Annotated in this window: 15 protein-coding genes; all 15 read left to right on the top strand. The window is 67.0% G+C overall.

Features of this window, described 5'->3' with window-relative positions:
- Nucleotides 1-31 precede the first annotated feature (31 nt).
- The 15 genes from cpaB to AC1MGR_RS08480 all read left to right on the top strand — a co-directional run bounded on the left by cpaB (nucleotide 32) and on the right by AC1MGR_RS08480 (nucleotide 16,703).
- Complete coding sequence (cpaB, locus tag AC1MGR_RS08550; protein ID WP_108034635.1) at nucleotides 32-829, top strand: Flp pilus assembly protein CpaB; 798 nt, start codon at nucleotides 32-34, stop codon at nucleotides 827-829.
- Nucleotides 830-863: 34 nt separating this feature from the next.
- The gene (locus tag AC1MGR_RS08545; protein WP_480234300.1) at nucleotides 864-2,354 is read left to right on the top strand and encodes a type II and III secretion system protein family protein; all 1,491 of its coding nucleotides are present in this window, start codon (nucleotides 864-866) and stop codon (nucleotides 2,352-2,354) included.
- Nucleotides 2,355-2,415: 61 nt separating this feature from the next.
- Complete coding sequence (locus AC1MGR_RS08540; RefSeq protein ID WP_480234299.1) at nucleotides 2,416-3,150, top strand: CpaD family pilus assembly protein; 735 nt, start codon at nucleotides 2,416-2,418, stop codon at nucleotides 3,148-3,150.
- Between the two features lie 86 nt (nucleotides 3,151-3,236).
- Entirely contained in the window at nucleotides 3,237-4,481 is a 1,245-nt protein-coding gene (locus AC1MGR_RS08535) for a CpaE/TadZ family protein (RefSeq protein ID WP_480234298.1), read from the top strand.
- 45 nt (nucleotides 4,482-4,526) lie between these two features.
- Nucleotides 4,527-5,981 carry a TadA family conjugal transfer-associated ATPase gene (locus AC1MGR_RS08530; RefSeq protein ID WP_108034632.1) on the top strand — a complete coding sequence of 485 codons (1,455 nt, stop codon included), beginning with the start codon at nucleotides 4,527-4,529 and terminating at the stop codon, nucleotides 5,979-5,981.
- The gene (locus AC1MGR_RS08525) at nucleotides 5,978-6,946 is read left to right on the top strand and encodes a type II secretion system F family protein (protein WP_108034631.1); all 969 of its coding nucleotides are present in this window, start codon (nucleotides 5,978-5,980) and stop codon (nucleotides 6,944-6,946) included. Before AC1MGR_RS08530 ends, AC1MGR_RS08525 begins: the two co-directional genes overlap by 4 nt.
- A gap of 65 nt (nucleotides 6,947-7,011) precedes the next feature.
- Nucleotides 7,012-7,974 carry a type II secretion system F family protein gene (locus AC1MGR_RS08520; RefSeq protein ID WP_108034630.1) on the top strand — a complete coding sequence of 321 codons (963 nt, stop codon included), beginning with the start codon at nucleotides 7,012-7,014 and terminating at the stop codon, nucleotides 7,972-7,974.
- Nucleotides 7,975-8,113: 139 nt separating this feature from the next.
- Complete coding sequence (locus AC1MGR_RS08515; protein ID WP_108034629.1) at nucleotides 8,114-8,785, top strand: metallophosphoesterase family protein; 672 nt, start codon at nucleotides 8,114-8,116, stop codon at nucleotides 8,783-8,785.
- A gap of 364 nt (nucleotides 8,786-9,149) precedes the next feature.
- A complete protein-coding gene (locus AC1MGR_RS08510; RefSeq protein ID WP_480234297.1) occupies nucleotides 9,150-10,427 on the top strand; it encodes an amidohydrolase family protein in 1,278 nt (425 codons plus the stop codon).
- A 7-nt stretch (nucleotides 10,428-10,434) separates the two neighbouring features.
- On the top strand, nucleotides 10,435-11,616 hold the full coding sequence (locus AC1MGR_RS08505; RefSeq protein ID WP_480234296.1) for an amidohydrolase family protein: 1,182 nt from the start codon (nucleotides 10,435-10,437) through the stop codon (nucleotides 11,614-11,616).
- A 247-nt stretch (nucleotides 11,617-11,863) separates the two neighbouring features.
- Nucleotides 11,864-11,953 (top strand): K(+)-transporting ATPase subunit F, encoded by a 90-nt coding sequence (locus AC1MGR_RS08500; RefSeq protein WP_056473541.1) that lies wholly within the window; start codon nucleotides 11,864-11,866, stop codon nucleotides 11,951-11,953.
- 36 nt (nucleotides 11,954-11,989) lie between these two features.
- Nucleotides 11,990-13,705 (top strand): potassium-transporting ATPase subunit KdpA, encoded by a 1,716-nt coding sequence (kdpA, locus tag AC1MGR_RS08495; RefSeq protein WP_108034626.1) that lies wholly within the window; start codon nucleotides 11,990-11,992, stop codon nucleotides 13,703-13,705.
- 84 nt (nucleotides 13,706-13,789) lie between these two features.
- Nucleotides 13,790-13,912, top strand: a complete 123-nt coding sequence (locus tag AC1MGR_RS08490) for a hypothetical protein (protein ID WP_480234295.1) — start codon at nucleotides 13,790-13,792, stop codon at nucleotides 13,910-13,912.
- 63 nt (nucleotides 13,913-13,975) lie between these two features.
- On the top strand, nucleotides 13,976-16,066 hold the full coding sequence (kdpB, locus tag AC1MGR_RS08485; RefSeq protein WP_108034624.1) for a potassium-transporting ATPase subunit KdpB: 2,091 nt from the start codon (nucleotides 13,976-13,978) through the stop codon (nucleotides 16,064-16,066).
- Nucleotides 16,067-16,097: 31 nt separating this feature from the next.
- Nucleotides 16,098-16,703, top strand: coding sequence for a K(+)-transporting ATPase subunit C (locus AC1MGR_RS08480; RefSeq protein ID WP_480234294.1), 606 nt, complete (start codon nucleotides 16,098-16,100; stop codon nucleotides 16,701-16,703).
- The last annotated feature ends 6 nt before the right edge of the window (nucleotides 16,704-16,709 follow it).

Here is a 16,709-nt window from a genome sequence, read left to right as displayed (position 1 = left end):
GCGATGTGCCGTCGCAGGTTCGAGTTCGGCGATGAAACCAGCCAGACTGGCCGTCCTTGCCATAGCCCTCGTGGCAGGTGGTGGCGCGGCGTTGTTGATCAGCGGGGAGGACAAGCCGGTCGTTCAGCCGGCTGCCATCGTTCCACCGCCCGTCGTGCCGATGACGGACGTACTGGTGGCCGCCGCCGAATTGCCGATGGGCCAGAACATCCAGGCGCCGGACCTGCGTTGGCAGCCCTGGCCGAACGATGCCGTCACGACCGGCTACATCACCCGCACCAATTCGCCGCGCGGCATGGAGGAGATCGTCGGTTCGATCGCCCGGTCGGGTTTCCTCGCCGGTGAACCGATCCGCCCGCAGAAGCTCGCCCGCTCCGACGGCGGCTTCATGGCCGCGATCCTGCCCGCCGGCATGCGCGCCGTCGCCATCACCATCGATGCGATCGGTAGCAGTACGGCGGGTGGTTTCATCCTGCCCAACGACCACGTGGACGTGATCCGGACCTACCGGGACGAGGAATCCGCGCGCGGGAGCGCGGAGGTTCAGGTCTCCGAGACCTTGCTGCAGGACGTGCGCGTCCTGGCGATCGGTCAGATCCTGCAGGAAAAAAACGGCAACACCGTCGCCACGGGCCAGACGGCGACGTTGGCCCTGACTCCGGCCCAGGCCGAGACCGTCACGCTCGCCCAGAAGGTCGGTCAACTCTCGCTCTCCCTGCGGAGCCTGATGGATAGCGGGCGCGGGGGCGAGCCCCTTCTCGAGGGTCGTCCCGAGACGGCTCTGACCGTGGTGCGGTTCGGCGTCGCGAAGCAGCAATCGCGGCGCTGAGGCAGGCACACGCACCATGACTGAGGACATGTCGATGACCCTCTCCCCCTGGCCGGCGGCGCGCCGCACCCCGCTGCTGGCTTGCCTCCTCGCGGGCATCCTGCCCGGAGCGATGGTGAGCCCCGGTTTCGCTCAGCCCACGGGCGGACTGACGGCGGCCCCGGTCCTGGCGGTCGGAAGCAACGAGGCCGCGACCTCGCGCCGGATCGATCTCACCATGGGGCGCTCCCTGGTGATCGACCTGCCGCGCGACGCCAAGGAGGTCTTCGTCGCCAATCCGAAGGTCGCCAACGCGGTCGTCCGCTCGACCCGGAAGGTATTCATCATCGGCATGGAGAACGGGGCCACCTCGATCTTCATCATGGATGCCGAGGGCCGGCAAATCACGGCCCTCGACGTCACGGTGGCCCGCGACCTCAACGTGCTGCGCCAGACCCTGAACCAGAGCATCGCCGGCGGCCGCTTCGACGTGCGCGCCGCCGGGGATTCGGTGGTGCTGAGCGGAACCGTGAATTCGTCGTCCGAGGCGGCCCAGGCCCTCGACATCGCCAACGCCTTCGTGGGCATCTCAGGGGCCGGCGCCGCGGCGCGCGGCGCCGTCATCAACAACCTGACGATCCGCGGCAAGGATCAGGTCATGCTGCGCGTCACCGTCGTCGAGGTGTCGCGCACGGTCTTGAAGCAGTTCGGCGTCAACCTCAGCGGCGGCTGGTCCGGCCTGAACCTCGTGAACACGGCGCCGCTCGCCCTGAACGGCGGCTCGTTCCCGACCGGCAACCTCCTCTCCGGCACGATCAACGGGCCCGGCGGCGCGAACCTCACGGCGACCCTGCGGGCCTTCGAGCAGGCCGGCGTCTCCCGGGTCCTGGCCGAGCCGACCCTGACTGCGATCTCCGGGGAATCCGCGACCTTCACGGCCGGCGGGCAGATCCCGGTCCCGTCGAACCTGAGCTGTACGTCCGTCGGCACCAGCACGATCCAGACCTGCGTCCCGAGCGTGAGCTACAAGGATTACGGCGTCAGCCTCAACTTCACCCCCGTGGTACTGGCGGAGAACAAGATCTCGGTGCGCGTCGGCACCCAGGTCACCGAGATCGACCAGCAGAACGCCCTGAACCTGAACTTCACCGGGACCACCACGGCCGTGCCGGGCTTCACCGTCCGCAAGTCGGAGACCACGATCGAGCTCGCCTCCGGCGCCACGATGATGACCGCCGGCCTGATCCAGCAGCGCAACAAGGCGGCGATCACCGGCCTGCCCGGGCTGATCAACCTGCCGGTCATCGGCGCGCTCTTCCGGTCACGCGATTACCAGCGGCAGGAAACCGAGCTGATGATCATGGTCACGCCCTACATCGCCAAGCCGATGGAGCCGCGCCAAGTCTCCCGCCCGGATGACGGCTTCGTCGATGCGCAGGACGCGCAGGCGATCCTGCTCGGGCGCTTCAACCGCCTCTACGGCGTCGCCGGCGCCAGTCCCCTGGGCAGCGCCTATCGCGGCCGCGTCGGCTTCATCACCGATTAGTCCGGCGCCCTTCCCTCCGATCCAGGCGCTCCGGCTCCGGCATCAGCAGGACTTACTCCCGATGTCCACCTCGTCCCCCCGTACACCGCTCGCCCTCGTGGCCGTGGCCGGCGTCGCCGCCCTGCTCGGGGCCTGCCGCGCCGATCCCGTCGTGACCACCGGCTCGCTCTATCCGGCCGATTACCGCGCCCGGCATCCCCTGGCGCTCGCCGAGGGCGTGCGCACCCTCGACGTGTTCGTGACGGGCACGGGCCATATCGATCCGCGCCAGGCCGCCGACGTCGACGCGTTCCTCTTGGAATACCGACGCTATGGACGCGGAACGCTGGCCCTCGACGTGCCCGCCGGCGGCACGCCCGTGACGGCGGCCGCGGTACAGCGCACGGCCGCGTCCCTGCACCGGATGAGCCTGGAAGGCGGCGTTTCGGATCGCCAGGTGGTGGTCGCCCGCTATGCCGTGGCCAACCCGAACCTCGCAGCGCCGCTGCGCCTCAGCTTCCAGCGCATGGAAGCCAAGGTCGGGAGCCAGTGCGGGACCTGGCCGCAGGATCTCGGCGTCGGAGATCCCGCTTTCAGCGGCCGCAACGAGGCCTACTGGAACTTCGGCTGCGCGACACAGTCGAACATCGCCTCGCAGATCGCGGACCCGGTCGATCTCGTGCGCGCCCGCCCGGAGGGTCGCATCGACACCATCCGGCGCACGAACGACATCGGCAAGATCCGCGACGGCAAGGATCCGTCAATCGAATGGCGTCAGGATGGGAAGACCTCGATCAAGGCGCAGGTCTCCCAATAACCGCGCCGGGCGGGTGTCCCGCCTCGCTCGCGCCCCGACCCGACTTCGCTCCCGCCGTGGCGGCAACCTGAACCGGAATTCCCTTCATGACGGATCTGAACGAGACGTCCGAGCGCATCATCGCTCCCGTGCCGCGGATCACGATTCAGGCCTTCTGCGAGACGCCGGAAAGCGCGTCGCTGATCGAAGCGGCGGGCACAGACAGGCGCCTGCAGAAGGCGCACATCAAGGTTCAGATGGGTGGCGGCGCGGCGGCCGTCGAAGCCTATCGGCATGCCCCCACGCCGAACGTCATCGTCATCGAGACCCAGGGCGCGAAGTCGCGACCGCTGGAATGCCTCGACTCACTGGCAGAGGTCTGTGACGAAGGAACGAAGGTCGTCGTCATCGGGCACGTCAACGACGTCGCGCTCTATCGGCAGTTCATCCAGCGGGGCGTCAGCGAATACCTGATGGCGCCCGTGCGCCCGATCGACCTCATCCAGGCGATCTCCGACCTGTTCACCGCGCCGGGCGCCAAGCCGGTCGGTCGCACCGTCGCCGTCGTCGGCGCGAAGGGGGGGGTCGGTGTCTCCACCCTCGCGCACAACCTAGCCTGGACGATCGGTCGGGAGCAGGACACCGCGACGGTCATCGCCGACCTCGACATCGCCTTCGGGACTGCGAGCCTGAACTTCAACCAGGATCCGCCCCAGGGCATCGCTGAAGCCGTGTTCGCGCCGGATCGCCTGGATTCGAATCTCCTCGACCGCCTCTTGTCAAAGTGCAGCGACAACCTTTCGCTGCTTGCGGCTCCCGCCACCCTGGATCGCACCACCGATCTCGCCGAGCCGGCCTTCGACCACCTCCTCGATCTGCTGCGGGCCGCCGTGCCGTGCGTTGTCCTCGACGTGCCGCACCAGTGGACCGCCTGGTCGCGCCGGCTGATGATCAGCGCCGATGAGATCCTGATCGTCGCGAGCCCCGAGCTCGCCGCCCTGCGCAACACCAAGAACCTCCTGACGCTCCTGCAGCAGAACCGACCGAACGATCGCAAACCCCGCATCATCCTCAACGGCGTCGGGGTGCCCAAGCGTCCCGAGATCGCCGCGGCCGAGTTCGCCAAATCCCTCGACACCACGATCACGGCCGCGATCCCCTTCGATGCCGCGCTGTTCGGGACCGCGGCCAACAACGGGCAGATGATCGGCGAGGTGCAGGCCAACGCCAAGGTAGCGGAGATCTATTCGTCGCTCGCCGCCTCGATCACCGGCCGCGCCGAACTTCGCCGGGCGCGCCCGAATCTGTTCGAGCCCCTGCTCTCCAAGCTCGCCCGTCGCAAGGCGTCGTGATGCTCCGGCCTGCTCCCCGTGCCCTGATCGCCAGGAGGCTGCACCATGTTCGGTAGACGATCCGGCAGCGCGGCGGTGCAGGTGCCGCGTCCGGCGGCCGTGGTCGAGAAGCCGCAAGTCTCGCTGCCGGTCCACGACGATTCCGCACTGCGCCCCCGTGCGGAGGCGCCCCGCCGGCCCGAGCCCGTGCCCGTGATGGAGACGGTAAAGTCGGAGGATTACTTCCGCACCAAGAGCATGATTTTCGGGGCATTGATCGAGGCGATCGATCTGTCCCAGCTCTCGCGGCTCGATGCGGAGTCGGCGCGCGAAGAAATTCGTGACATCGTCTCGGAAATCATAGGCCTCAAGAACATCGTCCTGTCGATCGCCGAGCAGGAAGAACTGCTCGACGACATCTGCAATGACGTGCTCGGCTACGGCCCGCTCGAGCCGCTGCTCGCTCGCGACGATATCGCCGACATCATGGTCAACGGCGCCAGCCGGGCCTTCATCGAAGTCGGTGGCAAGATCCAGCTGACGAATGTCCGTTTCCGCGACAACCAGCAGCTGATGAACATCTGCCAGCGGATCGTCAGTCAGGTCGGCCGGCGCGTCGACGAAGCCTCGCCGATCTGTGACGCCCGGCTCCCAGACGGGTCACGCGTCAACATCATCGCGCCCCCGCTGGCCATCGACGGGCCGGTCCTGACGATCCGTAAATTCAAGAAGGACAAGCTGACTCTCGACCAGCTCGTCAGCTTCGGGGCGATCTCGCCGGAAGGCGCCCGCATCCTCCAGATCATCGGCCGCGTTCGCTGCAACGTCGTCATCTCGGGCGGTACCGGATCCGGTAAGACCACGCTGCTGAACTGCCTGACCCGCTACATCGACGCCGACGAGCGCATCATCACCTGCGAGGACGCAGCAGAGCTGCAGCTCCAGCAGGCGCACGTGGTGCGCCTCGAAACCCGGCCGCCCAACATGGAGGGGTCTGGGCAGGTCACGATGCGCGATCTCGTCAAGAACTGCCTGCGCATGCGACCCGAGCGGATCATCGTCGGCGAGGTTCGCGGCCCCGAGGCGTTCGATCTGCTGCAGGCCATGAATACCGGTCACGACGGCTCAATGGGCACGCTTCACGCGAACTCCCCGCGCGAAGCCCTGGCGCGTATCGAGTCCATGATCACCATGGGCGGCTTCAGCCTGCCGTCGCGGACCCTGCGCGAGATGATCTGCGGCTCCATCGACATCATCGTGCAGGCCACCCGCCTGCGCGACGGTTCGCGCCGGATCACGCACATCACCGAGGTGATGGGTCTCGAGGGCGACGTCATCATCACTCAGGACCTCTTCCTGTATGACGTGCTCGGTGAGGACGCGAACGGCAAGCTTATCGGGCGCCATCGCTCGACGGGCATCGGCCGTCCCCGGTTCTGGGAGCGCGCACGCTACTACGGCGAGGACGAAGCCCTCGCGGCAGCCCTTGATGCAGCCAGCGCCGGTGGGGGCGGACTGTGAACGCCAGCGGCCTGGCCCTCGCCTCCGGTCTCCTCGCGCTCACGGCCGGGGGGCTCGCCTACGTCTTCGTCTTCCCCTACCTCTCCGGAGAGAAGCGCTCCGCCGAACGGCGCCGGACCGTCAGCGTCGTGGCGGCGCCGGGAAACCGCGTCGCGACCGTCAATCGTCGCGAACAGGTCGCCAAGAGCCTCAAGGAAGTCGAGGCGAAGCGCGAGGGCACCAAGGTCACGCTGGAGCTGAAGCTGGCCCGCGCCGGCCTGTCTTGGACGCGCAATCAGTACATCGCCGTCTCGGCAGTGATGGCGGTGGTGTTCGGCCTCATGATCCTGATTACCACGGGCAATCCGCTCGCGGGCCTCGGGGCCGTGTTCGCCGGCGGCTTCGGGCTGCCACTCTGGCTCATCACGTATCTTCGCAAGCGGCGCATCAAGGCGTTCATCGACGAACTGCCGACGGCGATCGACATCATCACCCGCGGTGTGCGTGCGGGTATCCCGGTGGGCGACTGCTTTCGGATCATTTCGCGGGAGGCTGAGGAGCCGATCCGCAGTGAATTTCGTCAGGTGGTCGAATCCCAGACCCTCGGCCTGTCCCTCGGCGAAGCCCTGATGAAGATGCACGAGCGCGTGCCGGTGTCCGACGTCAACTTCTTCGCCATCGTGATCAGCATCCAGGCGAAGTCTGGCGGCAATCTCTCCGAGGCCCTCGCGAACCTGTCGAGAGTGCTACGCGAGCGCAAGAAGATGGCCGGAAAGATCCAGGCGATGAGCATGGAAGCGAAGGCATCCGGAGGCATCATCGCGGCACTTCCCTTTATCGTTGCCCTTCTCACCTACCTGTCGAGCCCGGACTACATCTCCCTGCTCTGGCGGACTGATATCGGTAAGCTCGCCCTGGTGGGTTCAGCGATCTGGATGTCGCTTGGGGTCTTCACGATGAAGAAGATGATCAGCTTCGACGTCTAGTTCGTCGATGCTCGCCCAGTTCTGATTTCGAATCCTCGTCCGGTCGGATCGTACGGAGACACCGCATGCTGGATCTCATCGCCGCCAAGGTCACCGAGCCGCGCTTTCTCGGCACGGCCCTCGCCGCCATCGCCGCGGCTGCGACCGCCTTCGCGCTGCTCCAGCCCATGCTGGAGCCTGACCGCCTCGGCAAGCGCATGAAGCTGATCGGCGAGGAGCGTGAGGAGATCCGCCGCCGGGAACGCGAGCGCATGAGCTCCAAGGCAAGCCTCCGCGTTGCCCCGAAAGCCTACATGAAACGGGTGGTGGAGCAGTTCAATCTGAGCCGTTGGCTCGGGACCGAGACGGCCCGAAAGCAGCTGATGATGGCGGGCTATCGCTCGCCCGGGGCCGAGACGGGCTTTCTGTTCTTCCGCCTGGTGACGCCCATCGTTCTCGCGCTTGTGGCGATCTTCTATCTGTTCGTGCTCGGTGTCCTCGATCAGCCCTTCGCCATTCGCACGATGATCGTGATCGGGGTGCTTCTCCTCGGCATCAAGGCCCCGGAATTGTACCTCCACAATCGCGCCAGCAAGCGTCAGACCGAGATCCGCGCCGCGTGGCCCGATGCCCTCGATCTCACGCTCATCTGCGTCGAGTCTGGCATGTCGGTCGAGCACGCGTTCCGGCGCGTCAGCACCGAGGTGGTCGGGCAATCCATCGTGCTTGCCGAAGAACTCGCGGTCCTGACCGCGGAGCTGTCCTACCTGCCCGACCGGCGCATTGCCTTCGAGAACCTCGCCAACCGTATCGGCCTCGATCAGATCAAGGCGGTGACGACGGCGTTGATCCAGGCCGAGCGCTACGGAACGCCCGTCGGTCAGGCCCTGCGCGTTTTGTCCCAGGAAAGCCGCGACATGCGGATGAACGAGGCGGAGAAGAAGGCCGCAGCCCTGCCGCCGAAGCTGACCGTGCCGATGATCCTGTTCTTCCTCCCGGTGCTGTTCGTGGTCATCCTGACACCGGCGATGATTCAGATCTTTCGCTAGGGTTCGGCCGTCAAATTCCCGTGGGCCGCGAGTCTCGAGACGGGCGTTGGCTACGGCGCCTGCTTAGCCCGGGGATGTTCAGTGCATCCGTTTCCTGCCATGCGACGGGCATGCTCCTGACCTCGGTACCGGACTTCGCATGAACGTCCTCACCTACGCGATCGGCGACATTCACGGCTGCGCCGATGCGTTGATCCGACTGCTGGAGCAGATCAACCTGCACCGGGCCGGGCGACCGGCCCGCATCGTCTGCCTCGGCGACTACGTGGATCGAGGTCCCGAGAGCGCCCGGGTGATCGAGATTCTCCGTCATCTCCAGCGCGATGCGCCGAATGCCCTGACTTGCCTCATGGGCAACCACGAGCAGATGATGCTGGAGGCCCATCGCGATGTGTATGGGGCTTCCGTATGGCTGAGCAACGGCGGCCGGCAAACCCTGCGTTCCTTCGGAGTCACCGGACCAGAGGCGTTTCCGCACGACGTGCTGACCTGGCTCGCGAGCCTGCCGACCGTCCATGAGGACGCTCGGCGCTACTTCGTTCATGCGGGCTTTCGCCCCGGTCGAACCGGGATCGATCCCGATCCCTGGAACCGCCTCTGGATCCGGGAACCGTTTCTCGGCACGGTCTTCGACTTCGGCAAGCACGTGGTGCACGGCCACACGCCGCAGATGGAGGGGGGCCCCGACCGGCAGCCCTATCGAACCAACCTCGACACGGCATGTGTCTACGGCAGGAGCCTCACGGCCGGTGTCTTCGACGAGACGCAGGCTCCCCCGATCGACTTCTTGCAGGTCGACCGCGACAGCTAGGCTGAGTCCGTTTCACCGCGATTGGTCTGGCCCGCAGATTTGCTTAAATCCTCCGGCGCCGGATAGGGTCTGATTGCCCTGTGATGCGGCTCGGGTTTCTCCGAGACACATGTCGGGCGCCCCGGGAACAGACAGCGTTCCACCGAATTCCTGGCGCTGTCGGACGATCATCTGTGAAAATCGTTGCCGATCGTGGCACACAGATTCTAGCATCCTGAACATCGGAGCCGATCAACGAGCGCCGAGGTCAGGGAGTCGATGCGATGTCGTGGTGCCCAGCGCCGCCCGACCCACACAACCGGCCTCACTGGTCGTCCCCTGCGCACATGACCCGGCCTCGTGACATCCTGCCTGGAGCGCTGACATGGACGCGGTGACCCGCCGAGCCTGGCTCGCCGGAGCGGCCGCGACGGGTCTCGCCGCCACGACAGGGGCCTGGGCGGACGCGGACCCGACCGGTCCTTTCGACCTCGTCATACGAGGCGGCGAGGTGATCGATCCCAGCCAGTCCCTGCGGGGGAAGCGCGACGTCGGCATCCGTTACGGTCGGATCGCTGCCCTCGCGGCGGATCTCCCGAGGGATCGGGCCAAGCAGACGATCGATGTTGCCGGCAAGCTCGTGCTGCCCGGCCTCGTCGACCTTCACGCGCATACCTTTCCCTACGGTTCGGCGATCGGCATTCCGGCCGATGAGACGGTTCCGTTCTCGGGGGTGACGACGGTGGTCTCCGCCGGCGATGCGGGCGCCAATACCATCGCCGCCCTGCGTCGTCACATCGTTGCGCAGACCCGGACACGGATGTTCGCCTTCGTGCACATCGCCAATCACGGGTTGTCGGCCTTCCCCGTCGCGGAACTCTACAACATCGACCATGCCCAGGTGGAAGCCTGTGCGCTCGCCATCGCGGAGAACCCGGACTTCGTTCTCGGCGCCAAGGTTCGGATGTCGGAGAACGTCATCTTCAAGCACGGCGCCGAGCCCCTGCGTCGGGCGATCCAGGCCTGCGAGTTGTCGGGACGTCCCGCCAAGGTGATGGCGCATATCGGCGGCGTCGAGACCGCTGACTTGATGAGCCGCATCCTGGACTTGCTGCGGCCGGGCGACATCCTCACGCACTGCTACTCGGGCGCGCCCAACACGGCCGGGCAGTTCACCAACATCGTGCAGGACGGCAAGCTCCTGCCGGCGGCCCTGGCCGCCAAGCAACGCGGCGTCGTCTTCGACATCGGCCACGGTGGCGGCTCCTTCGATTTCACTGTGGCAGAGGCGGCCATCGCCCAGGGAGCGCCACCGGACACCATCTCGTCGGATCTGCATGTCGTCTCCGGTAACACGCCGGGGATGCCGTTCCTGCCGCTGGTGATGAGCAAGTTCCTCCCCCTCGGCTTCAGCCTGGAGCAGGTCATCGCGATGGCGACCGCGGCCCCTGCCCGCGTCATCGATCGGGACGCGAAGCTCGGGACCCTGCAGGTCGGCGCACCGGGCGACGTCTCGGTAATGGAATGGATCGAACGGCCGCTCTCCATGGTCGACACCCGGAACAACCGACGTGACGGCACTGGCTTCCTCGCGCCCGTCCAGACGGTGAGCAATGGCGTGCCGTTTGGCCGCCCGTATCAACTCCCCTTCTCCGTCCGGTGAGGTCGTGATGATCGCAGCCTCCGACGCCATGAACTCCGCGGCTTGCGGCTGCTGCCTGCCACGGCGGGGCTTCATGCGAGCGGTGGCGGCTTTCGGGGCCGCAGCGGCGACGTGGCCAAGCGTGGCATCGGCGCAGCCCGCGCGTACGCCCTATCGCGGACCCGTCATCGACTGCCACGGCCACTACACGACCGAGCCGCCGGCCATGCTGGCGTGGCGCAAGCGCCAGATCGACGCCATCAACGACCCCGCGCAGTCGCCGTCGCCCTCGGCGTTGTCGGTCAGCGACGACGAGGTCCGGGCGAGCGTCGCCGAGCGCCAGATCAAGCTTCAGGCAGACCGCGGTATTTCCCTCGCACTGTTCTCGCCGCGCGCGGGCGGCATGGGCCACCACATCGGCAATGCCCGGACGAGCCTCGACTGGTCGATCGTCTCCAACGACATGATCCACCGCGTCGCCACTCTGATGCCGCGCAATTTCGTCGGTGTCTGCCAGTTGCCGCAGACGCCCGGCGTCTCGGCGAAGAACTGCACGGCGGAACTCGAGCGCTGCGTGACCCAACTCGGCTTCGTCGGCTGCAACGTGAACCCCGATCCGTCTGGCGGCCACTGGACCGATCCGCCCCTCTCGGATCGCTTCTGGTACCCGCTCTGGGAGAAGATGGTCGAACTCGACGTCCCCGGCATGGTGCACGTGAGCGCCTCGTCCAATCGCAACTTTCACGCGACCGGTGCGCATTACCTGAGTGGCGACACCACGGCCTTCATGCAGTTCGTCACCTCGGACCTGTTCAAGGATTTTCCGACGCTGCGCCTTATCATCCCGCACGGGGGTGGCGCAGTGCCCTACCATTGGGGGCGCTATCGCGGGCTGGCACAGGACCTCAAGCGTCCGCCGCTCACCGACCTTCTGCGCAACGTCTACTTCGACACCTGCGTCTACCACCAGCCGGGCATCGACCTGCTCCTGAAGGTTGTCCCCGCGGACAACGTGCTCTTCGCTTCCGAGATGGTGGGGGCTGTGAACGGCATCGATCCCGAGACCGGCCACGCCTTCGACGACACGAAGCGCTACGTCGAGGCGTCCGCGATCTCCGAGACGGACCGCGCGAAGGTCTATGCCGGCAACGCCCTGCGGATCTATCCGCGGCTCGCGGCCAAACTCGACCAAGCCGCGTCGGCGCCCTGACGGCGTTGATCCTCATGCGATCCTTATAAGATCGCGGCGGGCGCTCACTCGAACCCTAATGCGATTCCCGTCCATCCTCCGGGCGAACGTGATCGGTCGAGACGACCCGGGCCGATCCGCCGGACGGATTTGGACCCAGCATGCTCGACATCGCCTTCCTCGCCGCAGGCCTCGCCTTCTTCGGCCTCGCCGCCGGATACGCCCTGCTGTGCGAACGCCTCTGAGCGCGCTGCCAGGAGCCCCCCGCATGACCCTCGACCTAACCTTCGGTGCCCTCGTGACCCTCGGGCTGCTCGGCTACCTCACCTATGCTCTCGTGCGCCCCGAGCGGTTCTGACGCGCCCTCCGGACGGATTTCCCAAGGACCACTTCCATGACCATCAACGGCTGGATCCAGGTCGCGCTACTCTGCGCGACCGTACTGGCGCTCGTCAGGCCACTCGGCGGGTACATGACCCGCGTGTTCCAGGGTGAGCGCACGTTTCTCTCACCCGTGCTCGGGCCCGTCGAGGCGGCACTCTACCGCGTGGCCGGTATCGACGCCCGGGGCGAGCAGAGTTGGCTCGGTTACGGGCTCGCCATGCTGACGTTCCACGCCCTCGGCTTCGCGGCGCTCTATGGGCTCCTGCGCCTGCAGGATGTCCTGCCCCTGAATCCGGCCGGCCAAGCGGCCGTGGCACCGGATCTCGCCTTCAACACCGCGGCGAGCTTCGTGACAAACACCAACTGGCAGAACTACGGCGGCGAGAGCACCCTCTCCTACCTGTCACAGATGCTGGGCCTCACCCACCAGAACTTCCTCTCGGCTGCCACCGGCATCGCCCTCGCCGTCGCCCTCGTCCGGGGCTTCGCACGGGCGTCGGCCCGGACGGTGGGCTCGTTCTGGGTCGATCTCACACGCTGCACCCTCTACGTGCTGCTTCCGATCTGCGCGGTCTACACCCTGTTCCTGGTCTCGCAGGGCATCCCCCAGACTCTGGGCGCCTCCATCGAGGCCACGACCCTCGAAGGCGCCACCCAGACGATCGCGATCGGGCCCGTAGCGAGCCAGGTCGCGATCAAGATGCTCGGGACCAACGGCGGCGGCTTCTTCAACGCCAACGCGGCCCATCCCTTCGAGAACCCGACTGCGCTCTCCAATTTCATCCAGATCGTCTCGATCTTCGTCCTCGGCGCGGCGATGACCAACGTGTTCGGCCGCATGGTCGGCGACGAGCGGCAGGGCTGGGCGATCCTCGGTGCCATGGGCGTGCTGTTTCTCGCCGGCGTCCTAGTCACCTATGCCAGCGAGGCCGCGGGCAGCTCCGTCCTGAACGATCTCGGGCTGGCGGGCGGCAACATGGAGGGCAAGGAGCTCCGTTTCGGCATTGTCGGGTCCGCTCTGTTCGCGGTGGTGACCACCGCCGCTTCCTGTGGTGCGGTCAACGCGATGCACGACAGCTTCACCGCCCTCGGTGGCCTCGTTCCGATGATCAACATGCAGCTCGGCGAAATCATCGTCGGCGGCGTCGGCGCAGGCCTCTACGGCATGCTCGTCTTCGTCATCGTAGCAATCTTCGTCGCGGGGCTCATGGTCGGCCGCACCCCCGAATATCTCGGCAAGAAGATCGAGGCTCGGGAGGTGAAGATGGCCATGCTCGCCATCCTGTGCCTGCCCTTGATGATGCTGGGGTTCACGGCCCTCGCCACGGTGGTAGCCGCCGGTCTTGCCGGGCCTGCCAATGCCGGGCCGCACGGATTCTCAGAGATCCTCTACGCCTTCACGTCCGCCGCGGCCAACAACGGCTCGGCGTTCGCTGGGCTCAGCGGCAACACCCCGTTCTACAACACGACGCTGGGCATCGGCATGCTGGTGGGGCGGTTTTTCGTGATCATCCCCGCCCTGGCGATTGCGGGCGCCCTCGCGGCCAAGAAGACCGTGCCGGCCTCCGCCGGGACACTGCCGACCCACGGCGGTCTGTTCATCGGCATGCTGGTCGGCGTGATCCTGATCGTTGGCGGCCTGACCTTCTTCCCCTCCCTCGCCCTCGGCCCGATCGTCGAGCATCTGGCAGGCACGGCAGGCCAGACCTTCGCGGCGGGCGGCTGAGCGATGCGGCCCGCCCATCCACCGCGCCGGGGCCGGCGCCACCACTTGCACGGGCTCCGCGCTGGCCACCGCCCGCTCCACACGATGTCCGGGAGCCGGCCGGCCCGACTCTCGGACCTGATCCTGGCAGTGCTCGGGGTCACGCTCCTGGGCGCCCTCGGCCTGGTGCTCGCTGCCGAGTTCACGGGCCGCGCCCTCGCGCCCTGACTCATCGTACGGACCCGGCGCGTCGCGCCCGGCCTATTCGCGATCCTTTGTGGAACCCCCGTCATGTCTCGTCCCTCCACCTCCCTCTTCAGTGCCGCCCTCGTCGGCCCGGCCCTCGTCGGTTCTGTCCGCAAGCTCGATCCCCGGATCATGGTCCGCAATCCCGTGATGTTCGTGGTCGAGGTCGTCGCCGCCCTGACCAGCGTTCTGTTCGTCCGCGATCTCGCGACCGGCGCGACCGGGCTCGGCTTCTCAGGCCAGATCATCCTGTGGCTCTGGTTCACGCTGATCTTCGCCAATTTCGCCGAGGCCTTGGCCGAGGGCCGCGGCAAGGCTCAGGCCGACAGCCTCCGCCGCACCCGCACGGAGACGATGGCCAAGCGTCTCACCGGTCCTGGCGATACCTGGGACTCGGTGCCCGGAACGTCGCTGAAGGTCGGTGACGTGGTGCTGGTCGAGGCCGGCGACCTGATCCCATCCGATGGCGAGGTCATCGCGGGCGTCGCTTCCGTCAACGAGGCGGCCATCACAGGCGAGTCCGCGCCGGTCATCCGGGAGTCCGGCGGGGACCGGTCGGCGGTGACGGGTGGAACCCAGGTCCTGTCCGACGCGATCCGAGTGCGCATCACGGCGGCGGCCGGCTCGACCTTCGTGGACCGCATGATCGCTCTGGTCGAAGGTGCCTCACGCCAGAAAACGCCGAACGAGATCGCCCTCAACATCCTGCTCGCCGGTCTAACTCTTGTCTTCGTCTTCGCGGTGGCCAGCATTCCGAGCTTCGCGAGCTATGCCGGCGGCGCCATTCCCCTCGTCGTCCTCGTCGCCCTGTTCGTGACCCTCATCCCGACCACCATCGGCGCGCTCCTGTCCGCGATCGGCATTGCAGGCATGGACCGACTCGTACGCTTCAACGTGCTCGCGATGTCGGGCCGTGCCGTCGAGGCAGCAGGCGACGTCGATACTCTCCTGCTCGACAAAACCGGCACCATTACCTTGGGCAACCGGCAGGCGACCGAATTCCGGCCGGTGAGCGGGGTCGACGAGCAGGATCTCGCGGATGCGGCGCAACTCGCCTCCCTCGCCGACGAGACACCCGAGGGGCGCTCGATCGTCGTGCTGGCGAAGGACCGCCACGGCATCCGCGCCCGCGACATGGCCAGCCTGAATGCCACCTTCGTGCCCTTCACGGCGCAGTCGCGGATGTCCGGGGTCGACCTCGACGGACGGTCCATTCGCAAGGGCGCGGTCGAGGCGGTGATCGCGTCCCTCGGCGGCCAGCCGATTGCGTCGCGCAGCACGAACGCGGCTCTCGCCTTTCGGCCCGACATAAACTCCGATGCGGTGGCGGAGATCCGATCCATCGCCGAGACCATCGCGAAGGCCGGGGGCACGCCCCTGGCGGTCGCCCGTGGAGGACGGCTCCTCGGTGTCGTGTGTTTGAAGGACATCGTGAAAGGGGGCATCCGCGAGCGCTTCGCCGAACTCCGACGTATGGGCATCCGCACGGTGATGATCACCGGCGACAACCCAATGACGGCGGCGGCCATCGCGGCCGAGGCCGGCGTCGACGACTTTCTCGCGCAGGCCACGCCTGAGGACAAACTCGCGCTGATCCGCCGAGAGCAGGCGGACGGCAAGCTCGTGGCCATGTGCGGCGACGGCACCAACGACGCGCCGGCCCTGGCCCAGGCCGATGTCGGCGTCGCCATGAACACCGGGACGGTGGCGGCCCGAGAGGCCGGCAACATGGTCGACCTCGATTCCGACCCGACCAAGCTCATCGAGATCGTCGGGATCGGGAAGCAGTTACTCATGACACGCGGGGCCCTGACCACGTTCTCCATCGCCAACGACGTGGCCAAGTACTTCGCCATCATCCCGGCGATGTTTCTGACGCTCTACCCGCAGCTTCAGGCCTTGAACGTCATGAATCTCGCGTCGCCCCAGAGTGCGATCCTGTCGGCGATCATCTTCAATGCCCTGATCATCGTAGCACTGATTCCGCTCGCCCTGCGGGGCGTCTCCTATCGGGCAGTGGGGGCGGCAGCGCTCCTGCGGCGCAACCTGCTGATCTACGGCCTCGGCGGCATTCTCGTACCGTTCGTCGGCATCAAGGCAATCGATCTCGCCGTGAACGCCCTGCACCTCGCCTGATCCCCTCCTCGTCCAAACCAGAGTAGTCCCCATGCGCGCGTCCCTGCGTCCCGCTCTCGTCCTCTTCGTCCTGCTGACGGCGATCACCGGCCTCGCCTATCCCCTGGGCATGACCGGTCTCGCCGCGGCAATCTTCCCCGCCCAGGCCGCCGGCAGCCTGATCCGCCGCGACGGTACGGTCGTCGGCTCCAGCCTGATCGGCCAGTCCTTCACCACCGCCCGCTACTTCCATGGGCGCCCCTCGGCGACGGTGGCCGCCGATCCGACCGATGCCACCAAGACCGTGGTATCGCCCTACAACGCCTCCAACTCGGCCGGCTCCAATCTCGGGCCGACCAGCGCCGCCCTGGCCGAGCGCGTCAAAGGCGACCTCTCCGCCCTGAGGGCCGAGAACCCCGGCGCGACGGTGCCGGTCGATCTCGTGACCGCCAGTGGATCCGGGCTCGATCCAGACCTGTCGCCCGAGGCGGCACAGTTCCAGGTACCGCGCGTGGCCCGTGCGCGGGGCGTCAGCGAGGATCGGGTGCGCGACCTCCTCGCCGCGCAGGTCGAAGGCCGGACCTTCGGGCTCCTCGGCGAGCCGCGCGTGAATGTCCTGGCCCTGAACCTCGCTTTGGACGCGAGCCTCCGGCAATAATCCGCT

It is taken from the genome of Methylobacterium sp. BI1 (assembly GCF_056680125.1).
The sequence above is the reverse complement of the archived record's forward strand: the minus strand, read 5'-3'. Positions and strand labels throughout refer to the sequence as shown.